Raw genomic sequence first — 14,308 nt, 5'->3', positions numbered from 1 at the left:
ACAGAGGAACCGCCCCGGTTCAGCCCTGCTGAGCCGGGGCGGTTCCGCTCCCGGCCACCTCGCAGAACAGCCGCAGGCTGCGCCACCCCTCCTCGACGGGCATCCCGCCGCACAGCGGATGCAGCACCAGGCTGTCGGCGTCCAGCTCCGCGCACTGCTGCGGCGTGAGGATCCGGTACACGCCCTCGGCGCGCAGCTCCTCCACCGTCGTCGCTGTCGAGCGCACGGCCGAGCGGATGTCCTTGGACTGCCAGGAGGCGTACGTACGCGCCTCGTGCAGGAAGTGCTCGCCGTAGTGCGCCCAGGTCCGGTCCGGGTCCTCGGAGAGATGCAGCAGCGGGGTCTTCGCGCCCGGCATCATGCAGAAGCCCTCGGTCCCGTACTCCGCGCGCTGCTGGTGGTAGTACGCCTCCAGCTCCGGCAGATGCGCGCTGGGGAAGAACGGCAGTCCCAGCCGTGCCGCCCGCCGCGCCGCGGCCCGCGAACTGCCGCCCACCAGGAGCATCGGACGGGGCCGGGTGTACGGGCGTGGGGTGACCCGGACCGTACGCCCCCGGTACGGGAACGGCTCTCCGGTCCACGCCAGCAGCAGCGTCTCCAGCAGCTCGTCCTGGAGCCGGCCGCGCCGGCCCCACTCGACGCCCGCCCGCTCGTACTCCTCGGGCCGGTAGCCGATACCCGCCACCGTCACGAGGCGGCCGGCGCTCAGCAGGTCGAGGACCGCGATGTCCTCGGCCAGCCGCAGCGGGTCGTGCAGCGGGCCGATGATCGCGGAGACCGTGACCGCGATCCGCCGGGTCGCCCCGAAGACCGCACCGGCGAAGACGAAGGGGGAGGGCAGCCAGGAGTTGTCCGCCCCGTGGTGCTCCTCGGTCTGCACCGTGTCGATGCCGTGCTCATCGGCGTACCGGGCCATCTCCAGCGCCGCACGGTAGCGGGCCGAGAGTGCGTCCGAGGTGGCTGCGGGGTCGACGAGATTGAACCGGAGCACTGTGAACGGCATGGCATGTCCCCTTCGCCGGATCGGCCTGGCGAGGCGGCACGGTAGCTGACGTGGCGTCAGAAAGGTAGGGCGTCGGTCCTGCTGCCCGGTAGCGGCCGGGCCTCGCCGAAGGTGCCTGTTACCGCCAAAAGGTGCATTACGCCCCCGTGTGCCTCCGGGTGGCAGCCGGAGCGGTGCCCCCGTCGCGGCCGTGGCCGATACTGGACGGGTTATGGAACTCGTCGAAATCGTCATCCTTGCCGTAGTCATCGCCCTGGTCGCGGTCGGCCTGATCAGCGGGCTCGTGGTCAGCAGCCGCAAGAAGAAGCAGCTGCCGCCCTCGCCGCCGTCGAGCACGCCGACCCTCACTCCTCCCGCCGAACCCCATGTCGGCGAGGAAGCCGAGGCGCCCCGCGACGAAGCGCGGCGCACCATCGAGGAGGCCGGTCTCCCGGATACCGCGGAAGCCCCGGCCACCGCCGAACCGGAGGCGCCCGCCGCCCCCGCGATCGAAATCCCCGAGCCCACCGCCGGCCGTCTCGTACGGCTGCGCGCCCGGCTCGCCCGCTCCCAGAACTCACTGGGCAAGGGCCTGCTCACGCTGCTGTCCCGCGACAACCTCGACGAGGACACCTGGGAGGAGATCGAGGACACCCTCCTCACCGCCGACGTCGGCGTCGCTCCCACCCAGGAACTCGTGGAGCGGCTCCGCGAACGGGTCCGCGTACTCGGCACCCGTACCCCCGACGAGCTGCGCAAGCTGCTGCGCGAGGAGCTCGTCGCCCTCCTCGGCACCGACTTCGACCGCGCGGTCAAGACGGAGGGCGGGGCCGAGACCCCCGGCGTCGTGATGGTCGTCGGTGTCAACGGCACCGGCAAGACCACCACCACCGGCAAGCTGGCCCGGGTGCTCGTCGCCGACGGCCGCAGCGTCGTGCTCGGCGCGGCCGACACCTTCCGCGCCGCCGCAGCCGATCAGCTCCAGACCTGGGGCGAGCGCGTCGGTGCCCGCACCGTCCGCGGACCCGAGGGCGGCGACCCCGCGTCGATCGCGTACGACGCGGTGAAGGAAGGTATCGCCGAGGGCGCCGATGTCGTGCTCATCGACACCGCGGGCCGTCTGCACACCAAGACCGGTCTGATGGACGAGCTCGGCAAGGTCAAGCGGGTCGTGGAGAAGCACGGACCGCTCGACGAGATCCTGCTCGTCCTGGACGCGACCACCGGACAGAACGGCCTGGTGCAGGCGCGCGTCTTCGCCGAGGTCGTCGACATCACCGGCATCGTCCTCACCAAGCTGGACGGCACCGCCAAGGGCGGCATCGTCATCGCCGTCCAGCGCGAGCTGGGCGTACCGGTGAAGCTGATCGGCCTCGGCGAGGGTCCCGACGATCTCGCCCCGTTCGAGCCCGAGGCGTTCGTGGACGCGCTGATCGGCGACTGACGCCGCACACCGGGCCGTCGCGTACGTATACGTATGAGGGCCGGACAAGCCGTGTGCCGGCTTGTCCGGCCCTCATGTGTGCCCGCGCTCTACAGGCGGTGGCAGATGTACGCCAGCGTGCCCAGCAGCAGCCGCGCCTGCGGGGGAGCGCCCGCGGTGTCCGGCGACGGCGGGCGCAGCCAGCGGACCGGTCCCAGGCCCCCGAGGTCGGAGGGCGGGGCCGTGATGTGGGAACCGGGGCCCAGGGCCCGCAGATCGAGGTCCGCGTCGTCCCAGCCCAGCCGGTAGAGCAGCTCGGGCAGTTCGGCCGCGGCCCCGGGGGCCACGAAGAACTGTGCGCGCCCGGTCGGTGTGGCGGCCACCGGGCCGAGCGGCAGTCCCATCCGCTCCAGCCGCACCAGTGCGCGGCGCCCGGCCGCTTCGGCGACATCGAGGATGTCGAAGGTGCGGCCGACGGGGAGCAGCATCGCGGCGCCGGGCACCTCGGCCCACGCGCCCGCGGCGATGCCGAGCGGGGCGCCCGCCGGGACCTCCTGGGCGAAGTCCAGCGGATGCGCACCGGGAGCGGCGCAGGCCGTGTCCCCGCACGAGCAGTTGCCGGCGGAGGCCCGCGCGCCCGGGGTCACCGCCCAGCCCCAGAGTCCTGTGTACTCGGCCACCGCTGTGCCGTCGGCCGAACGGCCGCGGCGCCGCGAGCCGGATCGCATCTCACGGATGCCGCCGATCGTGAAGCCCATGCCCCCTCCAACGGGTCCGACTCACCGGTGGTTACGACCCGGAGGCATTGATCCGCCCGCCGTTTCGTCGTCGATCCGTTGTGGTGCGGGTGCTGCGGGGGGTTGTGCGCCACGCTCTGCGCCCCCGAGTGCTTCATTCCGCCCTCTGTTGATCGCCGCTTGTCAAGTGAATCGCGGCAGGCGCCAGGCGCGTTCATCCGAAGGGGTGGCGAATGGTGGCGTTTCTGTAAGGGCCCTCGCGAGAGGCGTGATCGTAGGATTACCGTCGGTACACGAAGCCTGGAAGTATGGGCGCCCACGGGTATGCCGGAGGCAACCCGACTTCTTGTGCGAGGGCATGCAACCTCCGTACGGGCAGCATCGATGCACGGCATTCTGATAGTGGTTCGCGCGACAGGTTTCGGCGGGATGGGGGCGTTCCAGTGAGTGGCAGCGGCGCAGGCGAGACGAATGCCGGAAAGCGCCCCAATGGGCAATTGGGATCATGGTTCGTGCGCAGCGGCTGGTCAAAGGGCGAACTCGCGCGACAGGTGAACCGGAGGGCGCGTCAGATGGGCGCCCACCACATCAGCACCGACACCTCCCGGGTGCGGCGCTGGCTCGACGGCGAACAGCCCCGCGAGCCGATCCCGCGCATCCTCTCCGAGCTCTTCTCGGAGCGTTTCGGCGCCGTCGTCACCGTCGAGGACCTCGGACTGCGTACGGCACATCAGTCGCCCTCCGTGTCCGGCGTCGACCTGCCGTGGGCGGGCCCGCAGACCGTCGCCCTGCTGTCCGAGTTCTCCCGCAGCGACCTGATGCTCGCCCGGCGCGGCTTCCTCGGCTCCTCGCTCGCCCTCGCCGCGGGCCCCACCCTGATCGAACCCATGCAGCGCTGGCTGGTGCCCGTCCCCGCCGCCGGGCCCGCCGAACCCGAATCACCGGCCTCGGCCCGCCGTCCCTCCCGGCTCTCCGGCCCCGAGCTGGACCTGCTGGAGTCCACCACGGCGATGTTCCGCCAGTGGGACGCCCAGTGCGGCGGCGGACTGCGGCGCAAGGCAGTCGTCGGACAGCTCCACGAGGTCACCGACCTCTTGCAGGAGCCGCAGCCCGAGGCCACCGCCACCCGGCTCTTCCGGTGCGCGGCCGAACTGGCCGAGCTGGCGGGCTGGATGAGCTACGACGTCGGGCTCCAGCCCACCGCCCAGAAGTACTTCGTCCTCGCCCTGCACGCCTCCAAGGAGGCCGGCGACAAGCCCCTCGGTTCGTACGTGCTCTCCAGCATGAGCCGGCAGATGATCCACCTCGGACGGCCCGACGACGCCCTGGAACTCATCCATCTCGCGCAGTACGGCAGCCGGGACTGCGCCACCCCGCGCACCCAGGCCATGCTGTATGCGATGGAGGCCCGCGCCTACGCCAACATGGGCCAGCCCAGCAAGTGCAAGCGAGCGGTCCGGATGGCCGAGGACACTTTCCTCGACGCAGGACTCGACGGTGATCCCGAGCCCGACTGGATCAGGTTCTTCTCCGAGGCCGAGCTCAACGGGGAGAACGCCCACTCCTACCGTGACCTGGCCTATGTGGCCGGCCGCAGCCCCACGTACGCCTCACTGGCCGAGCCCGTCATGGAGAAGGCGGTCGAGCTCTTCGGCGAGGACGACGAACACCAGCGGTCGTACGCACTGAATCTGATCGGCATGGCCACCGTCCATCTGCTCAAGCGCGAGCCCGAGCAGTCCACCGTGCTCGCCACCCAGGCCCTGAAGGTCGCCAGGAAGGTCCGCTCCGAGCGGGTCAACACCCGGCTCCGCAAGACCGTCGACACCGCTGCCAGGGACTTCGGCGATGTCGCCGATGTCGCCAGGCTCACCGAGCTGCTCCACGAGCAGCTGCCGGAGACCGCCGAAGCGGTCTGATCCGGCTCCGTCACCACCGGCCACGACGACCATCCCGTACAGCCCGACTCGGCTCCCCCATTGCCAGATCATCGGATGGTTGTCGTGGCCGGTTCACGTCTCCGGCCGTTTCAACCGCACCGTATGCGGCGCGGAACGCATGGTAGGCAGCGCAGTGCTTACGCCACTCCCGGTTCATTCGGACGTAACACACCGCGCCTCTTCGTCACTGGGGCGAAACACCGTGCAGCATCTGCGGAAACGGTGCTGGGCCAATCTCATGGCGCATAACCGGCCCGCACTTTTTTCCCCGTGGCCCCGCACTCTCGCCCGCACGCGGCCGCACCGACGACGAGGAGACGCCGATGCCCCCAGGCATCATGACGCTTGCCGCAGACGCCCCTGAGCTGTCTGCCGCCAACACCGGGTTCATGCTCATCTGCTCGGCTCTGGTGATGCTCATGACTCCGGCCCTGGCCTTCTTCTACGGAGGCATGGTCCGCGTCAAGAGCACCCTCAATATGCTGATGATGAGCTTCATCAGCCTCGGGATCGTCACGATCCTGTGGGTGCTCTACGGATTCAGCCTCGCCTTCGGGACCGACTCCGGCTCGATCATCGGCTGGAGCTCGGATTACGTCGGCCTCAGCGGAATCGGCATCACCGAACTCTGGGACGGCTACACCATCCCGGTCTACGTCTTCGCCGTCTTCCAGCTGATGTTCGCGATCATCACCCCGGCCCTGATCAGCGGCGCACTCGCCGACCGGGTCAAGTTCACCTCGTGGGCCCTGTTCATCACGCTCTGGGTCACCGTCGTCTACTTCCCGGTCGCGCACTGGGTCTGGGGCGCGGGCGGCTGGCTCTTCGAGCTGGGCGTCATCGACTTCGCCGGTGGTACGGCCGTCCACATCAACGCCGGTGCCGCCGCTCTCGGCGTGATCCTCGTCATCGGTAAGCGCGTCGGCTTCAAGAAGGACCCGATGCGGCCGCACAGCCTGCCGCTCGTCATGCTCGGTGCCGGTCTGCTCTGGTTCGGCTGGTTCGGCTTCAACGCCGGCTCGTGGCTGGGCAACGACGACGGCGTCGGCGCGGTCATGTTCGTCAACACGCAGGTCGCCACCGCCGCCGCGATGCTCGCCTGGCTCGGTTACGAGAAGCTCCGCCACGGCTCCTTCACCACCCTGGGTGCCGCGTCCGGTGCCGTCGCGGGCCTCGTCGCCATCACCCCGTCCGGCGGTGCGGTCAGCCCCCTCGGCGCGATCGCCGTCGGCGCCATCGCCGGTGTGCTCTGCGCCATGGCGGTCGGCCTGAAGTACAAGTTCGGCTACGACGACTCCCTGGACGTCGTCGGCGTCCACCTCGTCGGCGGTGTCGCAGGCTCCCTGCTCGTCGGCCTCTTCGCCACCGGCGGTGTCCAGTCCGACGCCAAGGGCCTCTTCTACGGCGGCGGCCTCGACCAGCTCGGCAAGCAGGCCGTCGGGGTCTTCGCGGTCCTGGCGTACTCTCTGGTCGTCTCCGCGATCCTCGCCTTCCTGCTGGACAAGACGATCGGGATGCGGGTCCCCGAGGACGTCGAGGTCTCCGGCATCGACCAGGTCGAGCACGCCGAGACGGCGTACGACTTCAGTGGCGCCGGAGGCGGCGCGGCTCCGCGCACCGCAGGACCGGGCACGACGGCAGCTCCGAAGAAGAAGGTGGACGCATGAAGCTCATCACCGCAGTCGTGAAGCCGCACCGGCTCGACGAGATCAAGGAGGCCCTCCAGGCCTTCGGTGTCCAGGGCCTCACGGTCACGGAAGCCAGCGGCTACGGGCGCCAGCGCGGACACACCGAGGTCTACCGCGGTGCCGAGTACACCGTCGACCTCGTACCGAAGATCCGTATCGAGGTACTCGTCGAGGACGAGGACTCCGAACAACTCATCGACGTTGTCGTCAAGGCCGCCCGCACCGGCAAGATCGGTGACGGCAAGGTCTGGAGCGTGCCGGTCGAGACCGCGGTCCGCGTACGGACCGGGGAACGCGGCCCCGACGCGCTCTGAGCGTCCCGTACAACCGAAAGGCAGCTGGGTGACGAGTTCTGAAGTGACCACCGAATCCGAAGAATCGGGACCCAGCGGCTACGCGGCGGCCCGGCTGCGCCTCCTCCAGGAGAAGGCGCAGTCCGGGCCGCCGCGCCGTGCTGCCCTCGCCGCACTGACCGACGACTGGCTGAACGCGCTCTTCACCACCGCGGCCGCGGAAGCGGGCGTCCGGGGCGCCGCCCTCGTCGCCGTCGGCGGTTACGGCCGGGGCGAGCTCTCCCCGCGCAGCGACCTCGACCTACTGCTCCTGCACGACGGCAGCGCCGACGCCGCAGCCATCGCCTCCCTCGCCGACCGGGTCTGGTACCCCGTCTGGGACCTCGGCCTCGCCCTCGACCACTCCGTACGCACCCCCGCCGAAGCCCGTAGGACGGCGGGCGAGGACCTCAAGGTCCACCTCGGACTGCTCGACGCCCGGCCCGTCGCCGGGGACCTCGGCCTCGCCGCCGGACTGCGCACCGCGATCCTCGCCGACTGGCGCAACCAGGCACCCAAGCGCCTCCCGGCCCTGGACGAACTCTGCCGCGAACGGGCCGAGCGCATGGGCGAGCTCCAGTTCCTCCTGGAACCCGACCTGAAGGAGGCCCGCGGCGGCCTGCGCGACGCCACCGCCCTGCGCGCCGTCGCCGCGTCCTGGGTCGCCGACGCCCCGCGCGAAGGGCTCTCCGAGGCCCGCCGCATCCTCCTCGACGCCCGCGACGCCCTCCACCTCACCACCGGACGCGCCACCGACCGTCTCGCCCTCCAGGAGCAGGACCAGGTCGCCGCCGAACTGGACCTCCTGGACGCCGACGCGCTGCTCCGCCAGGTCTACGAGGCCGCCCGCACCGTCTCGTACGCCACCGACGTCACCTGGCGCGAGGTCAACCGGGTGCTGCGCGCCCGCTCCGTCCGGCCCCGGCTGCGCGCGATGCTCGGCGGCGGACTGGGCGGCGGCAAGCCCGTCCCCGACCGCACCCCGCTCGCCGACGGGGTCGTGGAGGCGGACGGCGAGGTCGTCCTCGCCCGCACCGCGCGCCCCGAGAAGGACCCGGTCCTCACCCTCCGGGCCGCCGCGGCCGCCGCCGAGTCGGGGCTGCCGCTCTCCCGCCACCTCGTACGTCACCTGGCGAGCGCCGCCCGCCCGCTGCCCGTGCCGTGGCCCGCCGAGGCCCGCGAGGAACTGGTCACCCTTCTCGGGGCGGGCGAGGCCACCGTGGGGGTCTGGGAAGCGCTCGAATCGGAAGGGATCATCACCCGGCTGCTGCCGGACTGGGAACGGGTCCACTGCCGCCCGCAGCGCAACCCCGTCCACACCTGGACCGTCGACCGCCACCTCGTCGAAACGGCCGTACGCGCCGCCACCCTCACCCGCCGCGTCGGCCGCCCCGACCTGCTCCTCGTCGCCGCGCTCCTCCACGACATCGGCAAGGGCTGGCCCGGCGACCACTCCGTCGCGGGCGAGGTCATCGCCCGCGACATGGCAGGCCGCATCGGCTTCGACAAACACGACGTGGGCGTCATCGCCACTCTCGTACGCCACCATCTGCTGCTCATCGAGACCGCCACCCGGCGCGACCTCGACGACCCGGCGACGGTGCGTTCCGTCGCCACCGCAGTGGGCACCACCTCGACCCTGGAGCTCCTGCACGCCCTGACCGAGGCCGACGCCCTAGCGACCGGCCCCGCCGCCTGGAGCACCTGGCGCGCCTCCCTGGTCACCGACCTCGTCGGGCGCGCCGCCGCCGTACTCGCCGGAGAGGCCCCACCGGAACCGGAACCGGCCGCGCCCAGCGCCGAACAGGAACGCCTCGCCATCGAGGCCCTGCGCACCGGTGAGCCCGTACTCTCCCTGCACGCCCAGACCGAGACCCACCCCGAGGACGGCGAACCGGAACCGGTCGGCGTCGAACTCCTCATCGCCCTGCCCGACCGCCCCGGCGTCCTGCCCGCGGCGGCCGGAGTCCTCGCCCTGCACCGCCTCACGGTCCGCGCCGCCGATCTGCGCGCCGTCGAGCTCCCCACCGAGCTCGGCGACACCGCCGATCTGCTGCTGCTCAGCTGGCGGGTCGCCGCCGAGTACGGATCGCTCCCGCAGGCCACCCGGCTCCGCGCCGACCTCGTGCGGGCCCTGGACGGCTCCCTGGACATCAGGGCCCGCCTGGCCGAACGCGAAGCGGCCTACCCCCGCCGGCGCGGGGTCAAGGCCCCGCCGCCCCGGGTGACCGTCGCCGCGGCGGGTTCCCAGGTCGCCACGGTGATCGAGGTCCGCGCCCAGGACGCCCCGGGGCTGCTGCACCGGATCGGCCGGGCTCTGGAGCAGAGCTCGGTACGGGTCCGCAGCGCCCATGTCTCGACGCTCGGCGCGAACGCGGTGGACGCGTTCTACGTCACGGACACCGACGGGAACCCGCTGCCCGATGCCCGGGCGGCAGAGGTGGCCGGAGAGGTCGAAAAAGCCCTCGGCTGAGGGCCGCCGCCCACCTGTCGTCCGCCCGCCGCTCCGCCCGCCGGAGCGGCGGATCGGCCCCCGTCCGTCACGAGAAATGGGCGAGGGCTTTGTGTTCTCCGGTGGCCGGATACCCTGGAGGGCGACTGACCTGCCCCGCCCCCGACCCTGAGGACCGACGAGCGCCGTGTTCGATACTCTCTCCGACCGCCTTGCCGCGACTTTCAAGAACCTCAGGGGCAAGGGCCGCTTGTCCGAGGCGGACATCGACGCCACGGCTCGCGAGATCCGTATCGCCCTGCTGGAAGCCGATGTCGCGCTCCCCGTGGTCCGTGCCTTCATTGCCAAGGTCAAGGAGCGGGCGCGCGGCGCCGAGGTCTCCCAGGCCCTGAATCCGGCCCAGCAGGTCGTCAAGATCGTCAACGAGGAGCTCGTCGGCATCCTCGGCGGCGAGACCCGGCGCCTGCGGTTCGCGAAGAACCCGCCCACCGTGATCATGCTGGCGGGTCTCCAGGGTGCCGGTAAGACGACCCTCGCCGGAAAGCTCGGTCTCTGGCTCAAGGGCCAGGGCCACTCCCCGCTGCTCGTCGCCTGTGACCTCCAGCGCCCCAACGCCGTCAACCAGCTCAGCGTCGTCGCCGACCGCGCCGGAGTCGCGGTGTACGCGCCGGAGCCGGGCAACGGCGTCGGTGACCCGGTCAAGGTCGCCAAGGACTCCATCGAGTTCGCCAAGACCAAGGTCCACGACATCGTCATCGTCGACACCGCGGGCCGCCTCGGTATCGACCAGGAGCTGATGCAGCAGGCCGCGGACATCCGCGACGCCGTCAGCCCCGACGAGATCCTCTTCGTCGTCGACGCGATGATCGGCCAGGACGCGGTCAACACCGCCGAGGCCTTCCGTGACGGCGTCGGCTTCGACGGTGTGGTCCTCTCCAAGCTCGACGGTGACGCCCGCGGTGGCGCCGCCCTGTCGATCGCCCATGTCACGGGCAAGCAGGTCATGTTCGCGTCGAACGGCGAGAAGCTCGAGGACTTCGACGCCTTCCACCCGGACCGTATGGCCTCCCGCATTCTCGACATGGGTGACCTGCTCACCCTGATCGAGCAGGCGGAGAAGACCTTCAGCCAGGAAGAGGCCGCTCAAATGGCCTCCAAGCTGGCGTCGAGCAAGGGCAAGGACTTCACGCTCGACGACTTCCTGGCGCAGATGGAGCAGGTCAGGAAGATGGGCTCCATCTCCAAGCTCCTTGGGATGCTGCCCGGTATGGGGCAGATCAAGGAGCAGATCAACAACATCGACGAGCGTGACGTGGACCGTATGGCCGCGATCATCAAGTCGATGACCCCGAAGGAGCGCGCCGAGCCGACGCTCATCAACGGCTCGCGCCGGGCCCGTATCGCCAAGGGTTCGGGCGCCGAGGTCTCCGCCGTGAAGAATCTGGTGGAGCGGTTCTTCGAGGCCCGCAAGATGATGTCGAAGATGGCCCAGGGCGGCGGCATGCCCGGGATGCCTGGAATGCCGGGCATGGGTGGCGGCCCCGGCCGTCAGAAGAAGCAGATCAAGCAGGCCAAGGGCAAGCGCAAGAGCGGTAACCCGATGAAGCGCAAGGCCGAGGAGCAGGCAGCGGCGGTACGCCGCGAGCAGGCGGCCCAGGGCGGCGCGCTGGGTCTGCCGGCGCAGGAGGACAAGAACTTCGAGCTGCCGGACGAGTTCAAGAAGTTCATGGGCTGATCGCCGAGAGGCCAGCTGTAAGGGGCGCCCTCCCAGGGGGGCGCCCCTTACTCATGTCCCGAGTGTGCCGTATCAGGAGACGCACACCAGATAACGGAACACGTTGGGCATCCACACCGTGCCGTCCGGGCGGCGGTGCGGATGCAGCGCCTCCGCGACCTCCTTCTCGACCTGGGACCGGTCGGTCGCCCGAACGGCGGAGTCGAAGAGCCCGGTCGACAGCAGGCCGCGCACCGCACTGTCCATATCGGCGTATCCGAACGGGCAGGACACCCGGCCCGAACCGTCCGGCTTCAGCCCGGCCCGCGCCGCCACGTCCTCCAGATCGTCGCGGCGGGCCGCCCGCAGTCCGGCGGACCGAGGTGCACGGGCCGATTCCGCGAGCCGGGCCGCCACTCGCAGCACCGGCGCTGTGGCGCACCGCTCGGGCGGCCCCCAGCCGGTCAGGACCACGGTGGTGCCCCGGGCGGCCAGCCGCACCGCCGATTCCAGCGCGGGCGAGAGCCCTTCGGAATCACCGGTCACACAGCCGATCGGGTTGAACGCGGTCAGGAGGTTGTACGGGGCCTCGCCCGCTGCCGCGGCAGCGGCCGACGGGCCACCGACGAAGAGCCTCGGCTGCTCCGCCGCAGGCTGATCCGGGCCGCCGTCCCACCCCGTATCGGGCAGGAGGCGCTCGCGGGCCAGCGCGAGCCGTTCACGGTCGGTGTCGACGCCGGCGACGCGTGCGCCGCGGGCTGCCGCGATCAGCAGCGCCAGCCCGGAGCCGCAGCCGATGGAGAGCATGCGCGTGGCGGCCCCGACTTCGAGCCGCTGGTACACCGCTTCGTACAGCGGTGCCAGCATCCGCTCCTGGATCTCGGCCCAGTCGCGGGCACGGGTACCGGCGTCCACCGTGGCGGACGAATCCGCATACCTGTGGTGCCGGACGAGCGTTGGTGTCATGAAAGCGCCCCAATCCGCCAAGAGGTCGGTCGTGCCCGAGTGGACGGCCCCCCGTGTGCGTACGCCCGCAGTCCCCCCGTATGTCAGAGAACTCCGCATCCGCGGTCTCGTCCAGGGGTTGAAAGGCAATGCTTGTGCGCCCCGGTCGTGCACCCCCGCCGACCAGCAGCTTCGGTGGACGGATTCGCACGACGTCGGGCCCTGCGGGCTCCTGCTCTTCCCTCCCCAGTCTTACCCGACACGCGACCCGGAGCACGTCGAGCACTCCATGCCCCGTACTCACCCCCGTACTCAGCGGGTCCGTGACGCGGGCGGGCCGGTGTCCGGGGCGTACGGAACGCCGGGTAGTGTCGCCCTCGTCCCGGCCGCCGCCGGCGCACCCCGGAGCCCGTCGGGGCTCCCGCGCCGCCCCCGCGACTACGCGCCGGACGTACGAGGCGCTACGTACCACCTTGGTGTGAGCTGTGAGGCTTCTCCGCAGATCTGCGCACCCGCCCTCGTCCGGACGCATCAACGGCAACTGACTGGTACGTGCAAATTATTTGGGATGCCCCGGAATAGGAACACCGGGGCACTCAGGCTCGTTGTCACGACGTGAGCACGACACCACCTGTACTTGCCGCAGAGCTGGCACAGGCGTGGGCCGATATTCAGCGGTACCACCCCGAGCTGCCCGATCTTGCCGCGCCCGAGTCCCTGATCGGAGAGTCGTCGTCCGCCTGTGGCGCCGAGCTCTCTTTCGAGCGACTGCTGCATGAGGCAGTCCACGGCATCGCCGCCGCGAGAGGTGTCCGCGACACCTCACGCGCCGGCCGTTACCACAACCGACGATTCCTTGCGATCGCAGAGGAGATGGGCCTCGATCATGCCGAGGAACCCCATCCCAGCAGTGGATTCTCGCTGGTCACCCTGAACCCGGAGGCCAAGCGGAGGTACCGACCGACCATCGAACGGCTGCAGCGCGCCCTCAAGGCGCACACCGTCGCCACCGCCGCCGACACCAAGCGTTCCTTCCGCGGGCCGGCCGCCCGGCACGGCTCCTCCGGAGGTGGCGTGCGGGTCAAGGCCGTCTGCGACTGCGGACGCAATGTGCGCGTGGTTCCCTCGGTCCTCGCACAGGCCCCCATCGTCTGCGGCGGCTGCGGAAAGCCGTTCCGGATTCCGGAAGCGGCGGTCGCGGTGGGGTGACCCGATGCGGTGTGGCACAATGGACAGCTGTACTCGACAGTCGCATAGGACCCCTCTCTCCTCCGACTGACGCGTCCGTCGGGCACGCGAGTACCGCAACCCCACGTGGCATCTTCGTTGTGCCCAACCACGTCAAGACCAGGAGACACCACTTCCGTGGCAGTCAAGATCAAGCTGAAGCGTCTGGGCAAGATCCGTTCGCCTCACTACCGCATCGTCGTCGCCGACTCCCGTACCCGCCGTGATGGTCGGGCCATCGAGGAGATCGGCCTGTACCACCCGGTACAGAACCCCTCGCGTATCGAGGTCAACGCAGAGCGCGCGCAGTACTGGCTGTCTGTCGGCGCCCAGCCGACCGAGCCGGTTCTCGCGATCCTGAAGCTCACCGGCGACTGGCAGGCCCACAAGGGCCTTCCGGCCCCGCCGCCGCTCCTGCAGCCGGAGCCCAAGGCTGACAAGCGCGCCCTGTTCGAGGCTCTGACCTCGGACGGCGACGAGGCCAAGGGTGAGGCCATCACCCAGAAGGCCAAGAAGGCCGACAAGAAGGCGGACGAGGCGGCTGACGCTGCGTCCACCGAGTCGACCGAGGCCTGAGCATGCTCGAGGAGGCTCTCGAGCACCTCGTGAAGGGCATCGTCGACAATCCCGACGATGTGCAGGTCGCCTCGCGCGACCTGCGCCGTGGACGCGTGCTGGAAGTCCGGGTTCACCCGGACGACCTCGGCAAGGTGATCGGCCGTAACGGCCGCACCGCTCGCGCTCTGCGTACCGTCGTGGGTGCCATCGGCGGCCGCGGTATCCGCGTCGACCTCGTCGACGTGGATCAGGCTCGCTGAAGAGTTGAACACCGGCCAGGGCCGGGGAGGGCTTTCGAGCCGTCCCCGGC

12 protein-coding genes are annotated in these 14,308 nt (G+C 70.6%); 9 read left to right on the top strand and 3 right to left on the bottom strand.

Translation table 11 applies throughout. From position 1 onward, the window contains the following. Positions 1-19: 19 nt before the first annotated feature. The gene (locus ACFT7S_RS24615) at positions 20-1,003 is read right to left on the bottom strand and encodes an LLM class flavin-dependent oxidoreductase (RefSeq protein WP_382735311.1); all 984 of its coding nucleotides are present in this window, start codon (positions 1,001-1,003) and stop codon (positions 20-22) included. A 211-nt stretch (positions 1,004-1,214) separates the two neighbouring features. Between ACFT7S_RS24615 and ftsY the strand changes: the two genes are divergently transcribed. Beyond that, positions 1,215-2,426 carry a signal recognition particle-docking protein FtsY gene (ftsY, locus tag ACFT7S_RS24610; RefSeq protein WP_382735309.1) on the top strand — a complete coding sequence of 404 codons (1,212 nt, stop codon included), beginning with the start codon at positions 1,215-1,217 and terminating at the stop codon, positions 2,424-2,426. Positions 2,427-2,515: 89 nt separating this feature from the next. On the opposite strand, the gene ACFT7S_RS24605 is transcribed toward ftsY, so the two are convergent. Further along, positions 2,516-3,163, bottom strand: coding sequence for a bifunctional DNA primase/polymerase (locus ACFT7S_RS24605; protein WP_382735307.1), 648 nt, complete (start codon positions 3,161-3,163; stop codon positions 2,516-2,518). 422 nt (positions 3,164-3,585) lie between these two features. Between ACFT7S_RS24605 and ACFT7S_RS24600 the strand changes: the two genes are divergently transcribed. The 5 genes from ACFT7S_RS24600 to ffh all read left to right on the top strand — a co-directional run bounded on the left by ACFT7S_RS24600 (position 3,586) and on the right by ffh (position 11,289). Then, entirely contained in the window at positions 3,586-5,061 is a 1,476-nt protein-coding gene (locus ACFT7S_RS24600) for a hypothetical protein (protein WP_382735306.1), read from the top strand. A 344-nt stretch (positions 5,062-5,405) separates the two neighbouring features. Then, on the top strand, positions 5,406-6,749 hold the full coding sequence (locus ACFT7S_RS24595) for an ammonium transporter (RefSeq protein ID WP_382735304.1): 1,344 nt from the start codon (positions 5,406-5,408) through the stop codon (positions 6,747-6,749). After that, complete coding sequence (locus ACFT7S_RS24590) at positions 6,746-7,084, top strand: P-II family nitrogen regulator (RefSeq protein ID WP_266924282.1); 339 nt, start codon at positions 6,746-6,748, stop codon at positions 7,082-7,084. The genes ACFT7S_RS24595 and ACFT7S_RS24590 overlap by 4 nt, the downstream gene beginning before the upstream one ends. A 28-nt stretch (positions 7,085-7,112) precedes the next feature. Continuing rightward, positions 7,113-9,575 carry a [protein-PII] uridylyltransferase gene (locus ACFT7S_RS24585; RefSeq protein ID WP_382735301.1) on the top strand — a complete coding sequence of 821 codons (2,463 nt, stop codon included), beginning with the start codon at positions 7,113-7,115 and terminating at the stop codon, positions 9,573-9,575. 166 nt (positions 9,576-9,741) lie between these two features. Continuing rightward, positions 9,742-11,289: a signal recognition particle protein gene (ffh, locus tag ACFT7S_RS24580; RefSeq protein ID WP_382735299.1), complete on the top strand. Its 1,548-nt coding sequence runs from the start codon at positions 9,742-9,744 to the stop codon at positions 11,287-11,289. 72 nt (positions 11,290-11,361) lie between these two features. On the opposite strand, the gene ACFT7S_RS24575 is transcribed toward ffh, so the two are convergent. Beyond that, a complete protein-coding gene (locus ACFT7S_RS24575) occupies positions 11,362-12,234 on the bottom strand; it encodes a methyltransferase domain-containing protein (RefSeq protein ID WP_382735297.1) in 873 nt (290 codons plus the stop codon). A gap of 594 nt (positions 12,235-12,828) precedes the next feature. Between ACFT7S_RS24575 and ACFT7S_RS24570 the strand changes: the two genes are divergently transcribed. The 3 genes from ACFT7S_RS24570 to ACFT7S_RS24560 all read left to right on the top strand — a co-directional run bounded on the left by ACFT7S_RS24570 (position 12,829) and on the right by ACFT7S_RS24560 (position 14,258). Continuing rightward, complete coding sequence (locus tag ACFT7S_RS24570) at positions 12,829-13,422, top strand: hypothetical protein (RefSeq protein ID WP_185298247.1); 594 nt, start codon at positions 12,829-12,831, stop codon at positions 13,420-13,422. 156 nt (positions 13,423-13,578) lie between these two features. Beyond that, positions 13,579-14,016, top strand: coding sequence for a 30S ribosomal protein S16 (gene rpsP / locus ACFT7S_RS24565; RefSeq protein WP_185298246.1), 438 nt, complete (start codon positions 13,579-13,581; stop codon positions 14,014-14,016). 2 nt (positions 14,017-14,018) lie between these two features. After that, positions 14,019-14,258 (top strand): RNA-binding protein, encoded by a 240-nt coding sequence (locus ACFT7S_RS24560; protein ID WP_173316147.1) that lies wholly within the window; start codon positions 14,019-14,021, stop codon positions 14,256-14,258. The last annotated feature ends 50 nt before the right edge of the window (positions 14,259-14,308 follow it).

The organism is Streptomyces sp. NPDC057136 (assembly GCF_042670885.1).
Classification (GTDB): Bacteria; Actinomycetota; Actinomycetes; order Streptomycetales; family Streptomycetaceae; genus Streptomyces.
This window is presented reverse-complemented; position numbering and strand designations above follow the sequence as displayed.

Excerpts from the sequence above, each read along its gene's own strand:
- ACFT7S_RS24615 (WP_382735311.1), bottom strand. The coding sequence starts at position 1,003 with ATGCCGTTCACAGTGCTCCGGTTCAATCTCGTCGACCCCGCAGCCACC.
- ftsY (WP_382735309.1), top strand. The coding sequence starts at position 1,215 with ATGGAACTCGTCGAAATCGTCATCCTTGCCGTAGTCATCGCCCTGGTC.
- ACFT7S_RS24605 (WP_382735307.1), bottom strand. The coding sequence starts at position 3,163 with ATGGGCTTCACGATCGGCGGCATCCGTGAGATGCGATCCGGCTCGCGG.
- ACFT7S_RS24595 (WP_382735304.1), top strand. The coding sequence starts at position 5,406 with ATGCCCCCAGGCATCATGACGCTTGCCGCAGACGCCCCTGAGCTGTCT.
- ACFT7S_RS24590 (WP_266924282.1), top strand. The coding sequence starts at position 6,746 with ATGAAGCTCATCACCGCAGTCGTGAAGCCGCACCGGCTCGACGAGATC.
- ACFT7S_RS24575 (WP_382735297.1), bottom strand. The coding sequence starts at position 12,234 with ATGACACCAACGCTCGTCCGGCACCACAGGTATGCGGATTCGTCCGCC.
- ACFT7S_RS24560 (WP_173316147.1), top strand. The coding sequence starts at position 14,019 with ATGCTCGAGGAGGCTCTCGAGCACCTCGTGAAGGGCATCGTCGACAAT.